Below are 24,285 nucleotides of genomic sequence, written 5' to 3' on the forward strand. Positions count from 1 at the left end.
CGGGGGGGGGGGGGGGGACAACTCACACCCTCGACGGCATCAATCGCCGTCATAGACGCAAATTTCATCCCCACCGACGGGATACGGAGCCACGAGCAGATCGACTTGTGGCGGGTGGCTTGCCAGCACGGACAGAGCTGCTCAATGCCAGGATTAGATCCGCTGTAGACACTGAACCGCTTTCACCACTGACGATGGGCTTCTGGGTCGATAGGATCAATTCACACTCAGCAGGTTGACTAAACCGTATTAGCCACTACACTTCAAACTGAAACTATTCGTTGTCAATGTCGTAACCGCCAGGGACCCCTATGCATGATCACGCCCCCATTCTTGACGGCAGGGTGCACCGCCACCTCGCCGAGAAGATTCGCCCCGCCGAGACCACCACGGTGTGCCACCTTGACGTCGAGTGGGCCCCCGTCACCGACACCGTCGAAGGCCCAAACAGCCGGCCCGGGATTCTCGGCCAGGGTGAACCCATCCCAATCAGCGCAGGCCTAGCCCTGAAATATGAGCCGTTCCGGGCAGGTGATAAATGGGGGCCGCCATGGGGAACGACATGGCTCCACCTCACCGCGACCGTACCGCCAGAGCATCGCGACGATCACCTCGAGATGATCGTCGACCTCGGCGGAGTCTGGGACTCCCCCGGATTCCAGTCCGAAGGGTTAGTCGTGCGTCCCGATGGGTCCGTCATCAAAGCCCTCAATCCACGCAATACCTGGATTCCTGTCGAGACTGACGCCGAGGGGCACATCGACGTCTACGTCGAGGCTGCCTCGAACCCCATTCTGTTAGCCCAGCCGCCCTTTCAACCCACCGAGGATGGCGACAAACTTACCGCCTCTACCGAGAAGTATTACTCCCTCAAACGAGCCGACCTCGTCGTCGTCAATGACGAGGTACGCGAACTCATTGCCGACATCGTCACCTTGTCTGGTTTGGCCGCCCAGTTGCCGGAGGACTCCGAGCGTCGCTGGGACATTCGCCGCTCTCTGAACCGTGCCATGGATCGCCTTGATCTAGTCAACGTCGTCTCCACCGCATCAGCAGCTCGCAACGAGTTGGCCCCTGCCTTGGCCCGCCGTGCGCATGACTCGGCCCAGACGATGACCGCCATCGGCCACGCCCACATTGACTCCGCCTGGCTGTGGCCACTGCGCGAAACCCGGCGCAAGGTCGCTCGAACAATCTCCAACCAGCTCAACCTTATCGACAGCGACCCCGCCCACATCTTCGCCTTCCCAGCCGCCCAACACTCGGCCTGGCTGGAAGAGGACCATCCCGATCTCTTCGCCAGGTTACAGAAAGCTGTCAAGGATGGTCGCATCATCCCGGTCGGCGGTATGTGGGTGGAATCCGACGCCAATCTTCCCGGTGGCGAGTCGATGTGCCGGCAACTGTTATACGGGCAGCGCTATTTCATGGCAAAATTCGGCCACCATTGTCCCGAAGTATGGCTGCCCGACTCTTTTGGCTACTCCGGCGCACTGCCCCAGCTCGCCAAATTAGCCGGAGCCCGCTGGTTTTTAACCCAAAAGATTTCTTGGAATCAGGTCGACAAGTTCCCCCACCACTCGTTCTGGTGGGAAGGAATCGACGGCACCCGCATCTTCACCCATTTCCCGCCAGCCGATACCTATGGTTCCGACTTATCGGCTCACGATCTCGAGCACGCCCGAGCCAATTTCCAAGACAAGGGCCGTGCCAGTTCCTCCTTAGTACCCTTTGGTTACGGTGACGGCGGTGGCGGCCCCACTCGCGAAATGCTCGCCCAAGCGCACCGAGTTGCTGATCTTGACGGATCCCCCAAACTAGCCATCGAGCCTCCGGCCTCCTTCTTCTCCCGGGCAGAGTCCGAGCATGAGGATCCGGAAACATGGGTCGGAGAGCTCTACCTCGAGCTGCACCGTGGCACCTTCACTAGCCAGTACGAGGTCAAGAAGGGGAACCGGCGCAACGAACACCTGCTGCGTGACGCCGAACTGTGGTGCGCCACTGCAGCCGTACGTGGACTCATGGATTACCCCGGGGAGCGCCTGGCTGAAATCTGGCGAACGATCTGCCTGTACCAGTTCCATGACATTTTGCCAGGATCGGCCATCGCGTGGGTGTACCGCGAGGTCGTTGCCGATCACCGTCGTATCTCCGACGAGTTGACCGAGCTCATTCACCACGCCCAGGAGCTGCTGGCCGGGGAGGGACACGAGGAGATCGTCTTTGACTCCGCGCCCATGGCCCGCCCGTGGGCCTCCACGGTCGCCATGGGTGGCGGCAAGGTTCCGTCCATCATGGAGGGCATCCACGCCGAGGAGACCGAGGAAGGGTTCATCGTCGATAACGGTCTGCTGCGCATGGCTGTTGACGAGCACGGGCTCATCACGCACCTCGTCGACACCGCCAGTGGCCGAGACGCCATTCCTGCGGGTCAGCGCGGCAACCTACTCCAAATACACCCAGACTTCCCGAATATGTGGGATGCCTGGGATATTGACCCCTTCTACGCCAATAATGTCACCGACCTCGATGACGGCTACGCCACCATGAGCCGCAAGGGCGGGTCAGTGACCATCAGCGTCACGCGGACCTTTGGCCACTCCAGTGCAACCCAATCTCTGACCGTCAATCCAGGAGATCCTCGTGTCAAGGTGCACACCCATGTCGACTGGCATGAACGGGACAGCCTTTTGAAGCTGGCCTGGCCGATAGACGTTCACACGGATCATGCCGATTATGAGATCGAGATGGGTCACATCACTCGCCCCACCCACACCAATACTTCGTGGGATGCCTTCCGGTTCGAAGTCCATGCTCATCGATGGGTGTACTTGTCCGAGCCCGGCTTCGGCGTTACCATCGCCAACTCTGGCACTTACGGATGGAACGTGTCTCGTCATCCCAAAGACAACGGGGGTACCTGGTCAGTCGCTCGCGCATCTCTCCTCAAGGGAGCCCGCTTCCCTGATCCTCGTGCTGACGAGGGGGAGCACGACTTCTTCCATACCCTGCATGTCGGCGCGGATCTGACCGACGCCATCCGCGACGGGTATGCCGCCAACCTGTGTGTACGTCGTCGTCAAGGTTCTCCGGTCGAACCGCTGGTGAACGTTGAGGGGGTTGCAGTTGAGGCCGTCAAGCTGGCTGAGGACGGCTCTGGTGACGTCATCGTCCGACTCTATGAGCCCTATGGATGCCATGTTGACACCACGATGACTCTGGGGTTTGAAGCGACCTCGGCCGTCGAAGTCGACCTGCTCGAGGACCCCCTCGACGGCAATCCGCGCGCCCAAGTAACGCCCTCTGTCGTCACCACTGGCCTAGCAGATGGCGTTATCGGTCTGTCGCTACGCCCCTTCCAGGCCGCAACCCTGCGGTTGGGACGTAACCGATGAAAATTGGCGTCAACCACACTCCCTCCCAAGGGTGGTTTCACAGCTGGCTTGATCTTGACCTCGACGCAACCCGCCGTGACTTTGAGGGCATTGCCCAGCTCGGCCTCGACCATGTGCGTTTGTTCCCGCTGTGGCCGTTGTTACAACCTAACCGCGGTCTCGTCCGCCCACGGGCCCTCGACGACGTTATCGCCGTCGTCCGAGCGGCGGCGGAGTTTGACCTCGAGGTCAGCGTCGACGCCCTCAACGGGCACCTGTCAAGCTATGACTTCCTGCCAGCATGGGTGATCACGTGGCATCAGTCGAACCTTTTTACCGACCCGCTAGTCAGATCTGCGCAAAGCGACGTCATTTGTCAGTTGGCGGAGCGTTTGCGAGAGGAACCCAACGCCACTGGCATGACGGTTGGCAACGAATTTCCGCAGTACGCTGCGCTGGCACCAGGACACACCCATCCGACGCGCAGCGAGTGCACCGTTAATGAGGCACAGACCTGGTTGGAAACGATGCAGGAGGTCATGACGAACCAATGGCCTGAGGGGCAGTTCTGGTTCGGCTTCGACGACGACCTATGGTTCGTTGATGATCATCCATTTATTCCACGTCACGCCGTAACCCAGGGATCCGCTACGACCGTCCACTCTTGGGTGTTTGCGCAAGTAGGGCCCCGGTTTGGAAAGGGACATTCTGCCCTGACATGGTTCCCGCGCTACCTGCTGGAGCTAGCTCGGGCATGGAGTCCGTACCCAGAACGTCCGCTGTGGCTGCAGGAGGTAGGAGCACCTCGAACCCATGTACCCGACGCCAGCGCGGCAGCCTTCCTGACGACGACGATGGCGTCACTAGCCTCGACGCGTGGCCTGGAGGCCGTCACTTGGTGGTGCTCCCACGACGTGTCAGCCCAGCTGCTGGATTTCCCGAAACTGGAATACTCACTCGGCCTATTCACCAACGACGGCAAACCAAAGCCAGAAGCTCTGGCCCTGTCGGACATGCTGCCCGATCTGCACAACGCCCAGCCCCAGAATCAACCCGATGAGCCATTAGAGTTCAGCGCGGACTGGGTTACCGGTAAAGGCCGCTCAATGTGCTCCCCGATAGGCGATCTCTTCGCTCAGTGGGTTGACCAAGCGGAACAAACCGGGAGGGCTCCGCAGCTTCGCCGAGTGTGAATGTAATATTGCCCCGCCCCCTGAGCGATGGCAGTGTATTAGCATAGTTTATGCGTATTTTAGTTGAAGGAGCCCGCGGAACAATTGGAAAAGCCGTGACCACCCTGTTCCGCAACCATGGCCATACGGTGATTGAGGTAGGCAGGTCTGACGGTGAGATCCTGTGCGACATTAGCGATGAAACACAACTGGAATCATTGTGGCAGCAGGCGGGCCATATTGACGCCGTAGTGTGCGCATCGGGGACGACGCCCTTCGCACCCTTGGGAGAGTTGACCTCAGCCGATTTCAACAACGCCTGGCAGGACAAGGCGCTTTCCCAAATAAGCCTTGTGCGCACGGGCATCAACCATATTTCCGAGCGGGGATCCTTCACCTTGACGAGCAGAATCCTCTCCCGCGATCCTATTCTCAAGGGATCGGCAGCAGCTGCCGCTAACGGCGCGCTCGAGGCATTCACACGCGCAGCAGCGATAGAAATCGCACCTCGCCGCGTTAACATCGTCAGCCCTCCGGTAGTCGCCGAGAGCTTGGAAGCTTATGACGAATTCTTTCCGGGTTTCCCTGCGGTGAAGACAGCCGATGTCGCCAACGCCTTCCGAAAGTCCGTCGAGGGCGGGGCAACTGGCACGGTGATAACTCTGCCATGAGCCCCCAAGGCGGCGTGGTGCAAGGAGGATTCCTCAGCATTCGACAAAATCATTGATGCCGGAATCTTTCGCGCAACGCGACATTAACCATTTCCGGGACAAATTCGGAGACGTTGCCGCCATTGCAAGCAGCAGAACGAATCATCGAGGAGCTGATCGTGCCGAATTCACGGCCAGCCGGGAGCAAAATCGTTTCAATACCGCTCATAGCCTTATTGAGGTGAGCCATCTGGAGTTCGTAGTCGAAATCGCCACCAAATCGCAACCCGCGAATGATCGCGTCGGCTCCCTTTTCAGTACAGAAATCGACCAAAAGGCCGTCAACAAGCGCCACTTCGACACCGGGGATATCAGCGACAGCATCCTTGACGAAGGCCACCCGCTCAGCCATGGAGAAGATACCGTTTTTCGCGGAGTTCACGGCCACTCCGACGACGACCTCGTCGACGAGTTCGGCTGCCCGGATCACGATGTCAACATGACCGAGGGTGATGGGGTCAAATGATCCTGAAAAAACTGCTTTCACTGCTGCTCCCTGCCCGCATCTGTCTCCGGCTCACCGGCGCGTTGGGCGTAATAGACAACCGTCTCACCGTAGCGAGAACTCCACGACTCATATCCGTCTGGGAAGCGGGGATCACGACTGCGCCGTGACCTCTCGATCACCAGCAAGCCGTTTCGGGCGAGGGACTTCTTACAAGCCGTCGCGATGAGGCTATCGAGGTCGTCGTCGGCGAGGTCATAGGGGGGATCAAACCAGACGACGTCAAAGATGCGTTGGTTCTCCGCGAGGAATACCGTCACCGCCTGGGACAACACTTGGATCCTCAACCGAGTTGTCCGAGAATTGTCCTTCATGACATTGCAGGCGCAGCGGTCACGATCGACGGCGCAAACCATCGTGGCCCCTCTACTGGCAGCCTCTAGGGCCACTGCACCTGATCCAGCGAACAGATCACAGAAGGCTTGACCGGCCAGCTGGTCTTCGGGAGCTTCGTTAGCGGTCCCGTTCCATGCCGCCAGAGCGGAGAACACAGCCTCGCGTACCCGGTCGGTCGTCGGACGGGTCAATCGTCCCGGCGGGGTAGCCAGACGCTGCCCACCGGCGCGCCCCGCAATAATCCTGCTCACTATTTCAGGCTACCGGCCCCCACTGATTACTTCCACGCGGGTGATCGCCCACAGCGGAATACAGAATGGTCATGTGAGGCCCCGTGTTAGGAACCTCCGCAACTTTGCGCCGGTCGACTCCCGAAATGCGCCACAGTCAGGAAGAATGGGCGCATGATCACTGAGGAGAACCCGATCACCGAGGTCCCGGAAGATAGCTGCTGGGGCTACTTGGACACCGCCGAGGTCGGTCGCCTGGCCACCAGCGTCAACAACCAGCCTGAGGTATTCCCCGTCAACTACGTCGTTGACGGACAGAGCATCGTCTTCCGCACTGCTGCAGGTAGCAAGCTGGAAGACATTGTCACGAACAACCGCGTCGCCTTCGAGGCGGACGGCTGGACCGAGGAGACCGGCTGGTCGGTCGTTGTGCGTGGCAAAGCTGAAGTCATCACCGACGACGCCGAGCTTGCCTTGTGCGACAAGATGCCGCTATTGCCCTGGGTGCCTACTGTTAAGCGCAATTACGTCCGCGTCCAGGCCGATCAGATCACCGGACGCACTTTCGCATTCGGGCCGGAGCCGAAACGCAACTAAAACTATCTCAGCAGGCCCGGATCGCTCTCGCGGTTCGGGCCTTTGCCACGTCTAATAACCAAGCCAATCTACGGCGTCATCTGCCGAGGATCGACTCAGCCCTGCTCCATAAGGTTGCCCTCAGCGAGCATCTCGGTGGCGGTAATGACGTCAAGGAGCCTCGGATCGTCGGGGTTTTCCTGCACCCACCGTTCCGCCAGATCTTTCGACGCCGTCACGATCTCGGCATGGTCAAGCACTCGCAACAGGCGTAGCGGCGAGGAATAACCGGCCTGGGAGGATCCCAGCACATTGCCTTCATGGCGCTGGGCCAAATCGAGCTCCGCCAATTCAAATCCATCGCGAGTCGAGGCCACGGCGTTCAAACGCTCGCGCGCCGCCGATCCGGGCGGCGCCGTCGTTACCAGGAGGCATAGACCCGGCAGGTTGCTTCGACCAATACGACCGCGCAGCTGGTGCAGTTGGGATACTCCGAACCGGTCGGCATCCATGATGACCATCATGGTGGCGTTGGGGACATCGACGCCGACCTCGATCACTGTTGTGGAGATAAGCACCTGCGACTCGCCCCCGGTGAACCTGTTCATGACAAGGTCCTTCTCCGATGGGTCCAGCCGGGAGTGCAGGACGTCAATGTTCAGTCCAGCAAGAGGCCCGGTAGCCAGCTGAGGCGCGAGCTCTTCGACGGCAGCTGCAGGAGAGCGCCCACCCTCGACGTTGTCTGTGTCGTCGGAACTGATGCGGGGGCAGACTACAAACACCTGGTGACCGGCATCGCATTCCTCTCGGACCCGCTGCCAGGCGCGTGTGAGCCAAGAACTGTGGGCGGGCAGATCGACAACCGTAGTCTGAACGTCGGCACGTCCGGTCGGTAATTCTTTCAGGCTCGAGACCTCGAGGTCACCGAAGACCGTCATAGCGACAGTACGCGGGATCGGGGTCGCGGTAAGGACGAGCTCGTGGGGACGCGCGCCGTCACCGGTGGTAAGAAGACTGCGTTGCTCAACACCGAAGCGATGCTGCTCATCAACAACGACTAACCCAATGTCGTTGTAGATCACTCGACCCGACAACAGGGAATGGGTACCGACGATGATTCCAGCGGCTCCCGAGGCAATATCTGCCAGTGCGGCCCGGGTGCCGGAAGCCTTCATTGAGCCGGTCAGTAGCGCCACGCCAGTGGAGATCTCCGGGGCATCCAATCCCCCGCCGGACGCCAAGTCGCCCAACATATTGGTGATGGTTCGGTAATGCTGCTGGGCAAGGACTTCAGTCGGTGCCAGCAGAACGGCCTGGTGCCCGGCGTCAACAACCTGAAGCATGGCTCGCAGCGCGACGAAGGTTTTTCCCGAGCCGACCTCTCCTTGCAGCAATCGGTGCATAGGACGATCTGCCGACAGATCGGCGTCGATCACCCGACTCACCTCGTCCTGGCCGGCAGTCGGGGTGAAGGGCAGGCGATCCTCAAAGGCTGCTAGCAATCCGCCGCCGCGACGCGGACACACCGGGGCATCATGACGCTCTGCGTTGCGGCGCCGCACCGCCATCGTCACCTGGGTGGCTATCGCCTCTTCCCAGATAAGTCGTTCGGCGCCACGGCCAGCCTCAGCCACCGAATGCGGGTGATGGATAGCGTGGTAAGCCTCCCACAAACTCGGTAGGTCAGCTTCCTGACGTAACCATTCAGGCAGGGTGTCCTCTAATTCGGGGGTGGACTCGAGCAACATCGATTCGACCGAGGCAATTTCCCAGGTACGCAACTTAGACGTCTGGGGGTAAAGGCCCAGCAAACCGTGGCGTTGCACCTGAGCAGCCATGACCTTGCCCTCTTCACGGCCGGCCACCACCTTGCCGTCACGGTCGATCATGACGAAATCGGGGTGAACAAGCTGTGGGTTTCCGCGGAACTCCCCGACTTTGCCGACAAAGATGCCGTGAGTATGGGCCGAAAAAATACGCTGCCAGTAGGAAACGATATGGGGTTTGCCAAAAAAAGTGACGGGCAGGCGCGCTATACCGTCAGAAAGCATGACTTCCAGACGTTGCCGCGGGCGTCGCTCCCTGCCTGTGACGGTCTTGTTGGTGTGAACCTCGACGCCGACGACGTCGGCCACCAAGGCGACTTCAGTGTCGATAACTAAGTGGGACAAGTCGGTGGTTTCCGTGCCGGTGAGGTAGCGACGCGGGAGATGACCGAGGGCCTCACCCACCGTGTCGACATGAAGCGCAGAAAAGGCCTTAGCCGTTTTAGCCCCGACCGCCTCCGCTAACGGACGGTGAAGCTCCTGCTGGGTGCGGGTATGCCACCGGGTCACTGCATTCACGTCAACACCGTACCGGCCCATAACGACAAAGAACCCGCCCTACGGCGGGTTCCATCGTCGAACGTGATGCTCAGCGGCTGACGCGACCAGCCTTAAGACACGAAGTGCACACGTTCATACGCTTATGCGTACCGTTCTCGATGACACGGACGCGCTGAATATTCGGGCTCCACCGGCGATTGGTCTTCTTCTTCGACCAGGGGACGTTGTGTCCGAAACCGGGGCGCTTGGCGCAGATGTCACACACAGCAGCCACTGGGAGATCTCCTGTTCAGGGTCGAGTGCAACACGCACCCGACGCAATCGTTGGGTTCGAGGGTTCCTTCGGGAACTGGACAAGCCTATACGGTTAAGCGCCCGGAACCCAAATCGGATTCAGGGAGCCGGCGACCGCGCCTCAGATTTTGACCACGACAGGCACGATCATGGGGCGACGCCGCAGAGAGCGCGACACCCAGCGTCCGATGGTTCGCCGAACCACCTGCTGCAACCGGTGAGTGTCGTCCATACCACCAGCCATCGCCTTCTCCAGCTCAGCGACGATCTGGTCGGTGATCTCCGCGAACACCGAATCATCCTCGGCGAAACCACGCGCCTGAACAGCCGGGCGAGACACCACTGACGCCGAGCGGGTGTCGACCGCAGTGACGACCGACAAGAATCCCTGTTCGCCCAGGATGCGGCGATCAGTGAGCGTGTCCTCGGTGAGCTCCCCCACCCCAGATCCGTCAACGAGAATATAGGAGGCATCGACCTTGCCAACCACGCGCGGCACTCCATCGACAAGATCAATAACCCCACCGTCCTCGACGAGCACCACGTTCTTCTCATCGACGCCGGTGGCTTTGGCCAGGTCGGCATTCGCAACAAGATGACGCACCTCGCCATGAATCGGCATCACAGCGCGTGGCCGCACGATGTTGTAGGCGTACAGCAGCTCTCCGGCAGCGGCATGGCCTGAGACGTGGACCAAGGCGTTGCCTTTATGCACCACGGTGGCGCCAAGCTTCGTCAGACCATTGATCACCCGGTAGACAGCATTCTCATTACCCGGGATGAGAGAGGACGCCAGCAAAACGGTGTCCCCCTCCCCCACCTCAATGTCTCGGTGCTCCCGGTTGGCGATCCTCGCTAGGGCCGAGAGCGGCTCTCCCTGGGAACCAGTGGACACGATGACGACCTCGTTGTCCCGATAATGGTCGAGCTCACGCAACTCAATGACAGTGTTCTCTGGAACATCGAGGTAACCCAGATCCTGAGCAACAGCCATATTGCGGACCATGGAACGACCGACATAGCAGACCTTGCGATGATGCCGGACCGCCATATTGAGGACTTGCTGAACTCGATGCACGTGGGAGGCGAAGCAAGCGACAATAAGCTTCTTGTTCGCCTTCTCGAAGACCCTCTCGATGGCCGGCTCGATCTCGGTCTCGGACTTCACGAACCCCGGGACTTCGGCATTCGTAGAGTCGACCATGAAGAGATCGACCCCTTCTTCACCGAGTCGCGCAAAGGCGCGCAGATCGGTAATGCGTCCGTCCAGCGGCAGCTGGTCCATCTTGAAGTCGCCAGTGTTGATGAGAGTTCCGGCATCGGTGCGCACACACACGGCCAGAGCGTCAGGAATGGAGTGGTTGACGGCGATGAACTCTAGATCGAACTGCTCGCCAACCTCGGCGACATCACCTTCGTGAACAACATTGAGCTTGTAACCCTTAATACGGTGTTCACGCAGCTTCGCCTCGAGTAGCGCCAGGGTCAACTTGGACCCGTAAATCGGGATATCAGGGCGACGCTTAAGCAGATAAGGCACCGCACCAATGTGGTCCTCGTGACCGTGAGTGAGCACCAGAGCTTTCACCCGGGACAGCTTCTCCTCGTCGAGGTAGTCCAGCCCAGGCAGCAGCAGATCAACCCCAGGGTGGTCATCCTCCGGGAAGAGCACCCCGCAGTCGATGACAAGCATCTCCCCGTTGATTTCATAGCACGACATGTTGCGCCCAACGTCCCCCAACCCTCCGAGGGGGATGATGCGCAAAACATCCGGTTGCAGGTCCGGGGGTGTCGTCGGTCCAGTCTCAGCCACGTCATCTAGGATATCGGTAGACGGCGACAGCAGTACTACCGATCACGCCATACCCGAACCCACTGCACGAATAGACGACACCGGAGCCGATACATCCGGATCACACTTCATGGATCGACGAGGGCCGCCACCTATGTGGTGACGGCCCCTATCGCGTCTCGCCGATCAGAAGCGAGGAATGTTTCTCATATTGGACGTAGCCATCGACACCGCCTCACCGGCACCACGATTGAGCACGATCTTGCTCATAGCGGTGGCAAACCCGATCATCTGCTCGCCCTTGATCTCCGGCGGCAGGGACAGGGCATTGGGATCAGTGAGCACCTCGACTAAGGCCGGGCCGTCGAAGTTCAAGGCGTCGGTCAAGGCACGGCGAATGTTGCGTGGGTCATCGACCCGCTCGGTGTGAAAACCAATCGCTTCGGCAACACCCGCGTAATTGACATCGTGGACGTCGGTACCGAAGTCGGGCAACCCGTTCACGAGCATTTCCAGCTTGACCATGCCGAGAGTGGAGTTGTTGAAGACAATCACCTTGATCGGCAGGTTGAGCATACGTGCTGTCACGAGCTCTCCGAGAAGCATCGAGAGGCCGCCATCACCGGATACCGAAATAACCTGACGTCCTGGGTGGGAGGTCTGAGCACCAATGGCGTGCGGGAGGGCATTGGCCATCGATCCGTGCAGGAAGGATCCGATAAGACGACGAGTGCCGAGGGGATCGATGTAGCGAGCCGTCCACACGTTGCACATACCAGTGTCGGCAGTAAAGATGGCATCACGGTCAGCCACCTCGTTAAGAACGTGAGCGACGTACTCCGGGTGGATCGGCTTCATGTGCTCGACGTTGCGGGTATACGAGCCGATCGGGGCCTTCATGATCTTGGCGTGGCGCTTGACTGTGGCCTTAAGGAACTTATCGTCATGCTGCTTCAGCAGTGGGGTGACGGCGTTGCAAAGCGCCTTGACGTCGGCGTGGATCGGGAAGGACACGTCGGTGCGACGTCCCAGCCTCTCCGGACGGTTCTCGACCTGGACGGTGAGGGTATCGGGGAGGAATTGGTTGTAGGGAAAATCGGTTCCTAACAGGATGAGGACGTCGGCATCATTCATGCCCTCAGCAGCGGCACCGTAGCCCAACAGACCGGTCATACCGACGTCAAAGGGGTTGTCGTACTGGATGAAATCCTTGCCACGCAGGGAGTGGCCAATAGGAGCCTTGAGCTTGTCGGCCAGGGCAAGGACCTCATCGTGGGCACCTTCGACGCCTGCGCCGGCAAAGATAGCAATCTTCCTGGCGTCGTTAAGTAGCTTGACCAGTTGGCGGACGTCCTCCGGGTTCGGCTCGATAGACGGCCGACGGCTCGGGATGAAGACCGGGGAGGGGGCGGCAGCCTTCTTATCAGAGACGTCACCCGGAAGAGTGATGACGGAGACGGTGCTACCAGCAACTGCGTACCGGATGGCCGAATTCACGACGCGCGGAGCCTGCTCCGGGGTAGAAACCAGCTCGCAGTAGTCGGAACACTCCACAAAAAGACGGTCCGGGTGAGTCTCTTGGAAGTAGTTCATGCCGATCTGGACGCTGGGAACGTGAGATGCGATAGCCAACACCGGCACTTGGGAACGGTAGGCATCGAACAGACCATTGACAAGGTGCAGGTTGCCCGGCCCGCAGGAACCCGCGCACACCGCGAGCTCTCCGGTCAAGGAGGCCTCTGCTGCCGCAGCGAATGCCGCCGCCTCTTCGTGACGGACGTGCACCCAGTCGATGCCGCCCTTGACGGAACCACCCGTCTTACGAACCGCATCGACGACCGGATTGAGGGAGTCACCGACGATGCCGTAGATCCGTCGCACCCCCGCATCGAGGAGCTGTTGGACGAGCTGTTCGGCAACATTCATGAAAGGGACCTCCGCGGTACTGACAACATGGGACGAGTGGCCGACCGGCCACTTCCCAGCATACGACTTATCGTCTCAGTTTGGCCCCATCCTTCGCGCGAAGCGGATCACCTTCCCGTTCCCGCGAGATCGGACAGTTTCACTTCGGTGCCAACCAAAGAAAAGTCGAGGCCTTGTGGCGTTGCTTTAAGTGATTCGTAATGCAGATTTCCCAGATCGGGAAGGGTAAACCGTGAGGTGATCCCTTCTAAGATCGGTTTGAGCAACATGTCAGGAATTCGAATGTCATCGAGGCTCGCTGACGGACTACTCAAGGTCACCCGTCGGGAGGTGGCTTCCACCCCAGGCACAGCGGTAATACTGGCGTCTACCCGGGCTCCCAACACCGTCAGTTCCCGCACGATCTTCACCCTGCCGGTTTCCCCAGTGGCGTCGTTAAAGGTGATTTTTCCACCCGCCAACCGCGATAGCTCAGACCAGTCGATACGGCCAGTAGCCGACATCGTCCCAGCCACTGACTGGGATTTCTCACGGGCATGCCGGATTCCATTGGCATGGATGTCGACGTCGTGGAAGGTCACCATAGTGTCATCTCGGACCACAGTCGCCTTCGGAATGGTCGCGTCAAGACCCTGTAACTCGTCGGTAAATAACACTTCGAGGAAAGGTCGGTTGTGAATCGTCACTCCAACCGTCGAGGCATCGGCTGCCACGGACTTCGCAATAGTCGCCGCAACGTCCTTCTCGGCTCTCGCCCGAAATGTCTGGTCGACGATCACTGCCGCGACCGCAAGCAATGCGATAACAACGATGGCGATCAGCCACTTAATAAAGCGATGGGGGTGACGGTCCCGTTCGACCGTCACCACCGCGCCAGAACCGGGCTGTGGCCTCGGCGGAAGCACCTGAGTCGGCTCGCTTGGCGTCACCGAGAACATAGGACGCTCATTCAAGTCCCAACAACCCTTCAATACCGATAGTCAGACCAGGACGATCAAGGACTCCCCGAACCCCCGTCAACACACCCGACATGAAGGACACTCGGTCCATGGAATCGTGACGGATCGTGAGAGTTTCTCCCTCGGCTCCGAATAGCACCTCTTGGTGGGCGATGAGGCCACGCAGGCGCACGCCATGGACGTGAACCCCATCAACAACAGCTCCGCGAGCCCCGTCGAGCTGACTCTTCGTCGCGTCCGGGACCTCTCCCAAACCAGCCTCTTGTCGTGCCGCGGCAATCTTGGTCGCGGTTGTGCGGGCAGTACCGGACGGCGCGTCAACCTTATTGGGATGGTGCAGCTCGATGATCTCCGCAGACTCGTAGAACTTTGCGGCTTGCTCAGCAAAGTGCATCATGAGGACAGCGCCAATAGAGAAGTTCGGGGCCACCAAACAGCCGGTACTCGGATGATTGGCGAGCTGGTCACGCAGAGTCTGGTACCGCTCATCGTCAAACCCAGTCGTGCCGACGACGGTGTTGATGTCATGGGAGATAGCCCATGAAAGGTTATCCATAACGGCGTCGGGGGTAGTGAAGTCGACGATGACGTCGGCTCCCAACGCTGCGGAACGATCGTCACCGCTATCAACAGCCCCAACAAGTTCGGTGTCCTCAGCCTCCTCGACGGCCTGGCACACCGCAGCTCCCATCCGTCCCTTGGCTCCAAATACGGCGACCTTAATCATCTGGACCTTCCTTCCTGACGACGGCACCTCTCAGGCGCCTGGTCCAGACTACCTAGCAGGGCTGACGTCTCTGGACCATGTTCTATCCGCGCATAACGAACGGGCTGCCCCGGCACAATGCTGGGACAGCCCGAAAACGTCAATTCCCTCGTACGGGATTACGACTCACTCGTCAGTGTCGTCGTCTTCCTCGTCGGAGGCCAGCACCAAGGAGAGCTTGCCGCGGTCATCGACCTCAGCTATCTCCACCTGAATCTTCTGACCGACCGACAGCACATCCTCGACAGCCTCGACGCGCCTACCGTCGTTGAGGTCGCGCATCTTAGAGATGTGCAGCAGGCCATCCTTGCCAGGCAGTAGCGAGACGAAAGCGCCGAAGCTCGTCGTCTTGACGACGGTGCCAAGGTAACGCTCACCGACCTCGGGCATCTGCGGGTTGGCGATCGCATTGATCATCGAACGGGCAGAATCGGCCGAATCGCCGTCATCAGCCCCGATGAAGATGGTGCCGTCGTCCTCAATGGAGATGTTGGCGCCAGTGTCGTCCTGGATCTGGTTAATCATCTTGCCCTTGGGCCCGATAACCTCACCGATCTTGTCCACCGGGATGCGCACGGTGATGATACGCGGGGCAGTCGGGGCCATCTCGTCGGGAGAGTCGATGGCGTCGTTCATAACCTCAAGGATCGCGGTACGGGCTTCCTTCGCCTGCTTGAGAGCACCAGCGAGCACGTCGGCGGGAATCCCGTCGAGCTTGGTGTCCAACTGCAACGCGGTGACGAACTCACTAGTACCGGCCACCTTAAAGTCCATGTCGCCGAGAGCATCCTCGGCACCGAGGATGTCGGTGAGGGCCAGGTACTTGGTCTTGCCGTCCTCATCAGTCTCACTCATGAGGCCCATAGCGATTCCAGCGACCGAGGCGCGCAACGGCACACCGGCGTTGAGCAGGGCCAAGGTGGAGGCACAGACCGACCCCATCGAGGTCGAACCATTAGAGCCAATGGCCTCAGAAACCTCGCGGATGGCGTAGGGGAATTCCTCGCGGGTCGGCAACACCGGGATGAGGGCCCGCTCGGCAAGGTTGCCGTGGCCGATCTCGCGGCGCTTCGGGGAGCCAACACGACCAGTTTCACCGGTGGAGTAGGGCGGCATGTTGTAGTTGTGCATGTACCGCCGGGTGTTTTCCGGGGAGAGAGTGTCGAGCTTCTGCTCCATGTCGAGCATGTTGAGGGTCGACACGCCCAGAATCTGGGTCTCGCCACGCTGGAACAGAGCCGAACCGTGAACCCGCGGGATGATGCCAACCTCAGCTGACAGGGAACGGATATCACGAGGCCCACGACCGTCGATTCGCACGCCCTCGTCAAGGACACGCTTGCGGACGATCTTCTTCATAACGGCCTTAAACGCTCCGGAAACCTCAGCCTCGCGTTCCGGGAAGGTCTCAGCAAGCTCAGCCTTGATGCGGGCCTTGAGCTCGGACTCAGCCTCCTGACGCTCCAGCTTCGCAGCGATCTGCTCGATGCGGGAGAGTTCCTCAGCAGCCTTCTCCTCGACGGCAGCGTAGACGTCATCCTCGTAATCCTTGAAGACCGGGAAGTCGTAGGTCTCCTTGGGTAGCTTGGCTGCCAGGGCAACCTGGGCGTCACACAACACCTTGATGAAGGGCTTGGCGGCCTCTAGACCAGTAGCGACGACCTCCTCCGTCGGGGCGGTGCGCCCGCCGCGCACGAGGCCCCAGGTAGCCGGGGTCGACTCTGCCTCGACCATCATGATGGCGACATCGCCGTCAGCGAGCACGCGACCGGCGACGACCATGTCGAAGGTCGACTCCTTGCGCTGATCGGTGGAGGGGAAACACACCCACTGGTCATCAATGAGGGCCATCCGGACGCCACCAATCGGCCCGGAGAACGGCAGACCAGCGAGCTGGGTGGACATCGAGGCGGCATTGATAGCCACGACATCGTAATAGACCGCCGGGTTGAGAGCCATGACAGTGACAACGACCTGAACCTCGTTGCGCAGCCCCTTAACAAAGGACGGACGCAGCGGACGGTCAATAAGACGGCAGGCGAGGATGGCCCCCTCAGACGGGCGTCCCTCACGGCGGAAAAAAGAGCCGGGGATACGTCCGGCAGCGTACATGCGCTCCTCGACGTCGACCGTTAACGGGAAGAAGTCGATGGAATCGCGGGGAGTCTTAGCGGCCGTGGTGGCCGACAACAGCATGGTGTCACCATCAAGATAGACGGCAGCGGATCCATCAGCCTGCTGGGCCAACAGTCCCGCCTCAAAACGGACGACGTGCTTACCAAACTTGCCGTTGTCGATAATGGCCTCGGTGAATTCGAGTCCGGGTCCCTCCACAGGGATATCCTTTCGCAGGGCCGACCACCGCCCGCAGGCGCTCCAGAAGGCGCCCCCTGATAAACCACACCGGTCTTCGATCGAAGTCGCCGGGACCGTGCCCCGGTGACCACTACCGAGGACCCATGTGTCGTGGGGAGGCAGTCGACGGTTACAGTGATTCTTATTGTGGCCTTGAGTCTACGGCATCGGCGGCGAATCCCACGAATTGCCAGGGTGTACGTGGTTATCATCGCAGGTTCGGCCAAGGCCTGAGCATGGTGCGAATACAGCAAACGGGGCGCCCCGGTAGGGACACCCCGTCACATATGATCTATAGCCTTCAGCGGCGCAGACCCAGGCGAGCAATCAACTCACGGTAATGCTCAATATCATTCTTCGCGATGTAATTGAGCAACCGACGGCGCTGACCAACCATGAGCATCAGGCCACGACGAGAATGGTGATCGCCCTTGTGAACCTTAAGATGCTCGGTGAGCTCGGCAATGCGCTTTGTGAGGATGGCAACCTGAACATCCGGGGATCCCGTGTCTCCAGGATGGGTCGCATACTCTTCAATGACCTTCTTCTTTTCGGCAGCATCCATCTCAGTAGATCCCTTTCTGTCCGTTGCACGGCGTCTCCGACGCTCTTATTGCAGGAGACTCTTCCTAGGCCGCGGCCGATCTAACGGCAACTGGGAGAGAGTATCAGCTATCCCCGATTACGCGCGAATCCTTACGCGAGATGAGGTGCCGAGGCGAAGACCCAAGCAAACTCTTCGCCCAGCGGATCCGACTGGTAGCCCCAAACAAACCCGGACCCGCACAAGCCATGCCCTCAGGACAAAGCTCGCTTAGCTGCCTCGACGTCGTGCGCCATCTGAGAGATCAACGGCTTAATCCCGTCGAATTTGATTTGGCCGCGCAGCCTCTCAGCGAAAGTCACCGCAACGTCGACTCCGTACAGCTCCAGGTCGTCACGATCGATGACGTAGGTCTCGACGCGACGCTCGACCCCATCGAAAGTCGGATTCGTGCCGACCGAGATTGCCGATGGAAGGCGCCGGCCAGCGTCCGGGCCGCTGCTGGGCTCCAGCCATCCGGCGTACACCCCGTCAGAAGGTATGGCGCGATCCCGAGGCATAACGAGGTTAGCCGTCGGGAATCCGAGTTCACGTCCCCGCTGGTCGCCCATGACGACAACCCCACCAACCTCAAAGGGCCGGCCTAGCAGCTCTGCCGCCTCGGTGACCTTGCCTGCAGCAACGACCTCACGCACCCGCGTTGACGATACCGTCAGCCCTGAGATAGCCACGAGGTCCATGGCGTGCACTTGGAAGCGACCGCGCCCCACCTCGGTCAGAGTATCCGGCGTGCCTACCGCGTGACGCCCGAAGCGGAAATTCTGTCCCACCAGCACATGCCTGGGCTGTAAGGGCCCGAGCACCCGCCCAACAAACGCCGCTGGAGACCAACTGGCGATCTCGGTGGTGAAATTCACCACGCGCACTTCGCTGGCACCGGCATCCTTGAGCCACTCGATCCGTCGCTCCAGCGGGCACAGCAAGGCCGGGGCATGGTCGGGGGCGAGAACGGTCAGCGGATGAGGCCAGAAGGTGACGACGACGACGTGGCCGTCCGGATCCAGCCTCGTGGCCTCTTGGACAAGGGCCTGGTGGCCTCGATGCACACCATCGAAGTTTCCGATGACAACAGTCGACGATTCCTCGGGAACAGACACGTTGGGCAGTCTATGGTGCGAATCCGGTTGAACCCGAATCCCACCGGACGCTCTGTCCTCACCCGACCTGTAAGGATCAGCGCCGGCGGGATAGGCAACGGGCCGCCCACAAGGGCGGCCCGTTGTCGTACCGATGCCTGACTCACTTCTTGGCAAGTTGGCCAGTCTTGAGCTTGTCGACCCAGGTCTTGTTATGTGAGGTCCATTCCTCGACGGCCTTCTCTTGGTTCTTGCCACCGTACTTATCCGCAGAGAACATAGTGTCCTCAAGGTCGGACAACTTGTCGTCGTCAAAGGCCATATTGCGCATCAACTGGGCCGCCTTCGGGAAGTCTTGCTCAAAACCCGGACGGCCGAAGCTGTAGATCACCTCAGCATTGCCCATAGCCTTCTTAGGATCTTTCAGGTCGCGAACCGGGAAAGCGCCGTAGGCCCAATGCGGGCGCCACAAGGTCACTGCGATGTCCTGATCAGCGTCGATAGATTTCTTAAGTTGAGCCAACATAGCTGGGGTCGACGAGATCTTGAAGTTGAGGTTCTTCAACCCATACTTCGGGATGGCCGAGTCCTTGGTCGTCTTGGTTAAACCAGCACCAGCTTCGATGCCGTACAGAGTATTGTCGTACTCATCACCCATGGTCTTGAGGTCGCCGATGGTGCGTGCCTTGGAGTCTTTGTTGACAGCGATAGTCAACTTAGCGTTGTCGTACCAGCAACCAAGGTTCTCCATCTTGTTGCCATACCGCTTTACGTAGTCGGCGTGGGTGACCGGCAGCCAGCTGTCAGTGAGGAGGTCGATATCTCCGGCGACAAGTCCGGCATAGCCTGGACCAGCATCAAAGCCCTTGATCGTCACCTTATATCCGTCCTTCTCCAGGACGTTTTTCATAATCCCGGCAGTCGCGAAGGACTCATCCCAGCCGTTAAAGGCACCAATGGTGATGTCCTTCTTACTGTCAGCCTTCATAGAAGTGGTGTCCTTCGACCCATGGCCCGGGGTGCAGTCGGCCCACTTCGTGTTGACGTTATCCATGCCGGTGTCGGACCCACCAGGCTCCCCGTTTCCACTGTTGGTGGCACCGCATCCCGATACGGCTAGGGCCCCCATCGTTACGGCGGATGCCACGGCGATGACCTTGCGTCGAACCATGCTTGTGCTCATCGGTACTTCCTCGTGTTCGTGTGCATCAACTCAGCTCGCCTGCTGTGCTCGGGCGAGCGGGGTGCGATTAGCTAGTCCGCTCGTGATGCGGTCCAGATATACAGCGACGACAACTACTGCCAAGCCAGCCTCCATGCCTAGACCGATATCGACCTGAGACAAGGCTGCGACGACGTCACCACCGAGGCCGCCAGCACCGACCATGCCCGAGAGCACGACCATAGACAGGGCCAACATGATGACCTGATTGACGCCGGCCATTACCGTCGGCATAGCTAGCGGCATCTGAATGCGCCACAAGATGTGACGGGGGTTAGCACCGAATGCGGCGCCGGCCTCAACGGTCTCGGTGTCGACTCCACGGATGCCCAATTCGGTGAACCGTACTCCCGGTGGTAGCGCGAAGATAACGGTGGCGATAGCGCCGGGCACCTGCCCGATACCGAAGAGCACGATGACTGGAACCAGGTACGCCAGCGAAGGCATCGTCTGCATAAAGTCGAGAATCGGTTTGATGATGGCCGAGAATCGCTTCGACTTGGCCGCCCAAATACCTAGCGGAATCGCCAGGATAAGGGCCAGAATCACCGCTACTACCACCAGGGCAAGAGTTTGCATGGTGTTGTTCCACTGGTCCATAGCCCTCACCAGGTAGAAGCCGATGAGGGCGAACAAGCCCACCTTCCAGTTGGCGCAGGCCCACCCGATAGCGGCGAAGACCACCATCATGACTAGGTACAACGGCTTGGACAGCACCAGATCTAGACCGTGGTACATGCCACCAATAACAACGTTTGTAAACGTGATGAGCCAGTCGAAAGCGTTCTGGAACCAGTCAAAGAAGGTCTCAATCCAGCTACCGAGCGGAATCCGAGGGTTGGCGAAATTAAAGCCCATAGCAATCAGGCCTCCTTCTCGATGGTCGCGATCTGGTCAGCCGGCGGAAGACCGACCGGGTCACCGGTATCCCTTATGACGGGAAGCTTTCCGGTGTTCTCCAAGGACATGACAGATCCCTCTCCTGCCTCGTCGCGAGCTCGTGACATCGCGTCGAGCAGGGCCACCCGAGAGATGACGCCCATGAGGTGAAAATCATCGTCGACGACAGCCAACGGCACCCTGGCGTTGCTCGTGGGAGCGAAAAGCTCCGACAACGGGGTGTCAGTCCGTGCTGTGAGAATGCCGCTAGTTTCCACCGCATCAGCAATGCTGCGATGTCCGTGACGAGCAGCCTCGATGACCTCTTGATCGCCGACCATGCCAAGTAAACGACGATGCTCATCTACGACAAAGACGCCGGACCAATCGCGCTGGTCCATGATGCGTTGGACTCGTCGAGGATCTGCCGACCGAGAAACGACCGCCTCGGTGGGACGCATGACCGCCGACGCAGTCAACACTCGGCTGCGGTCAACGTCTTGGACGAAGTCCGCAACGTAGTCGTCAGCAGGTTGAGTAAGGATCTCGTCGGAGGTACCGATCTGGGCAACACGACCGTTGCGCATCACGGCGATGTGATCGCCCAAGTACATGGCCTCGTTGAGGTCATGGGTAATGAAGATGATTGTCTTGTTGAGGGTGCCCTGCAGCTCGAGGAGCTGATCTTGCATCTCGCGACGAATAAGCGGGTCAAGGGCGGAGAAAGCCTCGTCCATGAGCAGGATGTCAGTCTCGGCTGCGAGTGCGCGCGCCAGTCCGACTCGCTGCTGCATGCCACCGGAAAGCTGATGAGGATACTTGTCTCCCCATCCGTTAAGGCCCACCGTGTGCAGCCACTCGTTGGCCTTCTCAAGGCGTTCTTTCTGTTTGAGCTTGCCCTGCAACTTCAGCCCGTAGGCCGCATTTTCACGCACAGTAAGGTGCGGAAGCAGCGCGAAGTGCTGGAACACCATCGAGACGTGGTCCCGGCGCAGTTCCCGCAACTGAGCGTCATTCATGTCAGAAACGACCTTGCCCGCAACCTCGACCGTGCCTTCAGATGGGGACCACAGCCCATTAATCATCCTGATGAGGGTGGACTTCCCAGACCCCGACAGGCCCATGACGACGAAGGTCTCTCCCCTAGCGACCTCAAAGCTCACGTCGATAACAGCCGCCGTGCCGAGAGAGGCGAGTTCTTCTCGAGACTCCCCTGCCTTGAGTCTTTCGATCACTTGGCGCTCGTGTTTACCGAAAACCTTGTACAGGTGGGATGCTCGAACTAGATCCACGTCGTACGGCACCTTTCGTATGGACGATTTGGAAATAACCCAGGCGGCGCAAAAACACCACAGTTTCACGTCACGGCAACATCGAGCACCGAAATAACGGCATCGACATCAGCGTAAATGAACTATTTAATGATATCACGCTATATCTATTTCTGCAAATACTAATACCGTTATTTATGCAACTAGAATTGTTGTAGAATATTTACTATGCTGCTTTAATCATACCGTAATGCGACATCAATATAGCTCGATGTGTGATATGTCACTCCACGCGGCGGTACGTAGCTGAGCGCACCGTATGGCGCTGCATCCTGACTGGCGCGACGGCCTCGTCAAACCAACACGCATATTGCGCGACTCTGGCCATCTTTCTCGTCATCCGGACGATAAAGGGCCAATAATTCCCCAGTTTCCGCAATCATTGCGGTCACTTCCGCCGGCACGGTGATATTTAGACGTCGACCCACTCGGATGGCGGCTTCTTGGTCCGCAGTGACATGAACAATGGGAAAACTCAGTGCAGCAGCCTCAGCCATTGTCATCGGAGTAGGCGTGACAGCGCCCTCAGCGAAAATATCTGGGCAGGCAGCCGTGAGATCGAACGGCCCGACGCGGGTACGACGCAGCGCGGTGAGATGTCCCCCAACTCCGAGATCTGCACCGACGTCACGAGCTAGCGCCCGCACGTAGGTCCCCGAGGAGCACGTGACCTCGACGTCGACGTCAACTACCTGACCCTGCCGTCGAATAGCAGTAGCCTCAAACCGAGAAACGGTGACGGCGCGCGGCTGCAGGACGACGTCCTCCCCAGCACGCACCTTGGCGTAGGCGCGCTGGCCATTAACCTTGATCGCGCTAACGGCGGTAGGGACCTGCTGAATCTGCCCGGTCTGACGCAACATCGCGGCACCAATAGCCTCATCATCGATCGCGGAAGCGTCAGTCGTCGCAGTGACCTCCCCCTCAGCGTCGTCGGTGACAGTGCCCACCCCCAACCTCATGGTGGCGGTGTAGTCCTTGTCGTGCAGAGACAGATGACCCAACAGTCGAGTCGCACGGTTGATCCCAACAATGAGCACGCCGTTGGCCATCGGGTCGAGGGTTCCGGCGTGGCCGACCTTGCGGGTACCCATGAGGCGCCGCACCCGTCCGACTACCTGGTGAGAGGTGACGCCGGCCGGTTTGTCAACGACAAGGATGCCGGAGTGGAGAGTATTCATCGCAGCCAGTATCCCGGCTCAGGAGGACCTCAACAAGCTTGGGCTGCCACACGTCACGCGGTGATCATGTATAGAGCCATTTTCGAGGCCTCAACTGCCCTCACCGAGTGGGGCAGACGGGTGGTGAAATGCACCATACCTCCAGGGTTCAGAGTCACTGTGCGACCCTCGGCAGTAATTTCGAGCTGACCTTCGAGAGCCTCGACGATAACGGGCATTGCAGCCGTGTGCTCCGACAGTTCCTCTCCGGCAGCAAAGGAGAACAGGACGACGTTCACCCCCTCAGCCCGCATGACAGTCTTGGAAACAGTCGCCCCGTCAGAGTAGTCAATCTGAGCGGCAAGGTCCTCGATGAACCCGAGGTTGTTCATTTCCGTCATGAGGTATCCCTTCATGGTCGTAGCTGTGACGGGATGGTTGTCATGATCCACTCACGGTGACCATGGTCCCGGCAAGATAGTTGCAGACGAAAGCTCCCGCATCGTCAAGACACGCCTGCCGGCCTAGATCAAGCGCCAGCGCCCTGACGACACCGCCAGTTGGGCAGTCATCCTGAGGGAGAATCACGTGACGTGCCTTCACGCTCACGCACCATATCAGGATCGGTTTACTCCCATGATCAGCGCCGGGCCTCCCGCCGACGTCAACAACGCGCTCCGAGTAAGGCCGG

Annotated in this window: 20 protein-coding genes; 4 read left to right on the forward strand and 16 right to left on the reverse strand. The window is 59.5% G+C overall.

The features are described from left to right. Positions 1-311: 311 nt before the first annotated feature. Genes A5483_RS06970 through A5483_RS06980 form a run of 3 tightly spaced genes read left to right on the forward strand, consistent with a single transcriptional unit; the run spans position 312 to position 5,217 of the window. Positions 312-3,395 carry an alpha-mannosidase gene (locus A5483_RS06970; protein WP_063811374.1) on the forward strand — a complete coding sequence of 1,028 codons (3,084 nt, stop codon included), beginning with the start codon at positions 312-314 and terminating at the stop codon, positions 3,393-3,395. Then, positions 3,392-4,567 carry a glycoside hydrolase 5 family protein gene (locus A5483_RS06975; protein WP_002548294.1) on the forward strand — a complete coding sequence of 392 codons (1,176 nt, stop codon included), beginning with the start codon at positions 3,392-3,394 and terminating at the stop codon, positions 4,565-4,567. Before A5483_RS06970 ends, A5483_RS06975 begins: the two co-directional genes overlap by 4 nt. 50 nt (positions 4,568-4,617) lie before the next feature. After that, positions 4,618-5,217 (forward strand): short chain dehydrogenase, encoded by a 600-nt coding sequence (locus tag A5483_RS06980; RefSeq protein WP_063811375.1) that lies wholly within the window; start codon positions 4,618-4,620, stop codon positions 5,215-5,217. Between the two features lie 49 nt (positions 5,218-5,266). Here the strand turns inward: A5483_RS06980 and coaD are convergent, their stop codons facing one another. Further along, on the reverse strand, positions 5,267-5,743 hold the full coding sequence (gene coaD / locus A5483_RS06985; protein ID WP_002548252.1) for a pantetheine-phosphate adenylyltransferase: 477 nt from the start codon (positions 5,741-5,743) through the stop codon (positions 5,267-5,269). Next, positions 5,740-6,348, reverse strand: a complete 609-nt coding sequence (locus A5483_RS06990) for an RsmD family RNA methyltransferase (protein WP_002548285.1) — start codon at positions 6,346-6,348, stop codon at positions 5,740-5,742. The genes coaD and A5483_RS06990 overlap by 4 nt, the downstream gene beginning before the upstream one ends. A 153-nt stretch (positions 6,349-6,501) precedes the next feature. On the opposite strand from A5483_RS06990, the gene A5483_RS06995 reads away from it, so the two are divergent. Next, positions 6,502-6,924: a pyridoxamine 5'-phosphate oxidase family protein gene (locus tag A5483_RS06995; RefSeq protein ID WP_002548258.1), complete on the forward strand. Its 423-nt coding sequence runs from the start codon at positions 6,502-6,504 to the stop codon at positions 6,922-6,924. Between the two features lie 95 nt (positions 6,925-7,019). Here the strand turns inward: A5483_RS06995 and A5483_RS07000 are convergent, their stop codons facing one another. The 14 genes from A5483_RS07000 to A5483_RS07065 all read right to left on the reverse strand — a co-directional run bounded on the left by A5483_RS07000 (position 7,020) and on the right by A5483_RS07065 (position 24,010). Further along, positions 7,020-9,269, reverse strand: a complete 2,250-nt coding sequence (locus A5483_RS07000; RefSeq protein ID WP_063811376.1) for an ATP-dependent DNA helicase RecG — start codon at positions 9,267-9,269, stop codon at positions 7,020-7,022. Positions 9,270-9,318: 49 nt separating this feature from the next. Further along, positions 9,319-9,504, reverse strand: a complete 186-nt coding sequence (rpmB, locus tag A5483_RS07005) for a 50S ribosomal protein L28 (RefSeq protein WP_002548328.1) — start codon at positions 9,502-9,504, stop codon at positions 9,319-9,321. A 141-nt stretch (positions 9,505-9,645) separates the two neighbouring features. Next, positions 9,646-11,337 carry a ribonuclease J gene (locus A5483_RS07010; protein WP_063811377.1) on the reverse strand — a complete coding sequence of 564 codons (1,692 nt, stop codon included), beginning with the start codon at positions 11,335-11,337 and terminating at the stop codon, positions 9,646-9,648. A gap of 165 nt (positions 11,338-11,502) precedes the next feature. Further along, a complete protein-coding gene (locus A5483_RS07015) occupies positions 11,503-13,242 on the reverse strand; it encodes a pyruvate dehydrogenase (protein ID WP_063811378.1) in 1,740 nt (579 codons plus the stop codon). 107 nt (positions 13,243-13,349) lie between these two features. Further along, on the reverse strand, positions 13,350-14,171 hold the full coding sequence (locus tag A5483_RS07020; RefSeq protein WP_042842529.1) for an LmeA family phospholipid-binding protein: 822 nt from the start codon (positions 14,169-14,171) through the stop codon (positions 13,350-13,352). A 16-nt stretch (positions 14,172-14,187) separates the two neighbouring features. Then, positions 14,188-14,928, reverse strand: coding sequence for a 4-hydroxy-tetrahydrodipicolinate reductase (gene dapB, locus A5483_RS07025; RefSeq protein ID WP_002548277.1), 741 nt, complete (start codon positions 14,926-14,928; stop codon positions 14,188-14,190). Positions 14,929-15,093: 165 nt separating this feature from the next. After that, positions 15,094-17,301, reverse strand: a complete 2,208-nt coding sequence (locus tag A5483_RS07030) for a polyribonucleotide nucleotidyltransferase (RefSeq protein WP_002548256.1) — start codon at positions 17,299-17,301, stop codon at positions 15,094-15,096. A gap of 322 nt (positions 17,302-17,623) precedes the next feature. Then, positions 17,624-17,887, reverse strand: coding sequence for a 30S ribosomal protein S15 (gene rpsO / locus A5483_RS07035; RefSeq protein WP_002548327.1), 264 nt, complete (start codon positions 17,885-17,887; stop codon positions 17,624-17,626). A 233-nt stretch (positions 17,888-18,120) separates the two neighbouring features. Further along, on the reverse strand, positions 18,121-19,260 hold the full coding sequence (locus A5483_RS07040) for a bifunctional riboflavin kinase/FAD synthetase (protein WP_417033718.1): 1,140 nt from the start codon (positions 19,258-19,260) through the stop codon (positions 18,121-18,123). Then, complete coding sequence (locus A5483_RS07045; protein ID WP_042842528.1) at positions 19,166-20,173, reverse strand: glycine betaine ABC transporter substrate-binding protein; 1,008 nt, start codon at positions 20,171-20,173, stop codon at positions 19,166-19,168. Before A5483_RS07045 ends, A5483_RS07040 begins: the two co-directional genes overlap by 95 nt. Before the next feature lie 42 nt (positions 20,174-20,215). Beyond that, positions 20,216-21,082, reverse strand: a complete 867-nt coding sequence (locus A5483_RS07050; protein WP_063811379.1) for an ABC transporter permease — start codon at positions 21,080-21,082, stop codon at positions 20,216-20,218. A 5-nt stretch (positions 21,083-21,087) separates the two neighbouring features. Then, a complete protein-coding gene (locus A5483_RS07055) occupies positions 21,088-22,407 on the reverse strand; it encodes a quaternary amine ABC transporter ATP-binding protein (protein WP_042842527.1) in 1,320 nt (439 codons plus the stop codon). A gap of 320 nt (positions 22,408-22,727) precedes the next feature. Further along, entirely contained in the window at positions 22,728-23,615 is an 888-nt protein-coding gene (gene truB, locus A5483_RS07060) for a tRNA pseudouridine(55) synthase TruB (RefSeq protein ID WP_063811380.1), read from the reverse strand. A gap of 53 nt (positions 23,616-23,668) precedes the next feature. After that, on the reverse strand, positions 23,669-24,010 hold the full coding sequence (locus tag A5483_RS07065) for a cupin domain-containing protein (RefSeq protein WP_349018636.1): 342 nt from the start codon (positions 24,008-24,010) through the stop codon (positions 23,669-23,671). Positions 24,011-24,285: the final 275 nt, after the last annotated feature.

The organism is Cutibacterium namnetense (assembly GCF_001642025.1).
Lineage (GTDB): Bacteria > Actinomycetota > Actinomycetes > Propionibacteriales > Propionibacteriaceae > Cutibacterium > Cutibacterium namnetense.

Coding starts and splice junctions, on each gene's coding strand:
- A5483_RS06970 (WP_063811374.1), top strand. CDS start 312: ATGCATGATCACGCCCCCATTCTTGACGGCAGGGTGCACCGCCACCTC.
- A5483_RS06975 (WP_002548294.1), top strand. CDS start 3,392: ATGAAAATTGGCGTCAACCACACTCCCTCCCAAGGGTGGTTTCACAGC.
- A5483_RS06980 (WP_063811375.1), top strand. CDS start 4,618: ATGCGTATTTTAGTTGAAGGAGCCCGCGGAACAATTGGAAAAGCCGTG.
- A5483_RS06995 (WP_002548258.1), top strand. CDS start 6,502: ATGATCACTGAGGAGAACCCGATCACCGAGGTCCCGGAAGATAGCTGC.
- A5483_RS07000 (WP_063811376.1), bottom strand. CDS start 9,269: ATGGGCCGGTACGGTGTTGACGTGAATGCAGTGACCCGGTGGCATACC.
- A5483_RS07015 (WP_063811378.1), bottom strand. CDS start 13,242: ATGAATGTTGCCGAACAGCTCGTCCAACAGCTCCTCGATGCGGGGGTG.
- dapB (WP_002548277.1), bottom strand. CDS start 14,928: ATGATTAAGGTCGCCGTATTTGGAGCCAAGGGACGGATGGGAGCTGCG.
- rpsO (WP_002548327.1), bottom strand. CDS start 17,887: ATGGATGCTGCCGAAAAGAAGAAGGTCATTGAAGAGTATGCGACCCAT.
- A5483_RS07045 (WP_042842528.1), bottom strand. CDS start 20,173: ATGGTTCGACGCAAGGTCATCGCCGTGGCATCCGCCGTAACGATGGGG.
- A5483_RS07050 (WP_063811379.1), bottom strand. CDS start 21,082: ATGGGCTTTAATTTCGCCAACCCTCGGATTCCGCTCGGTAGCTGGATT.
- truB (WP_063811380.1), bottom strand. CDS start 23,615: ATGAATACTCTCCACTCCGGCATCCTTGTCGTTGACAAACCGGCCGGC.
- A5483_RS07065 (WP_349018636.1), bottom strand. CDS start 24,010: ATGAAGGGATACCTCATGACGGAAATGAACAACCTCGGGTTCATCGAG.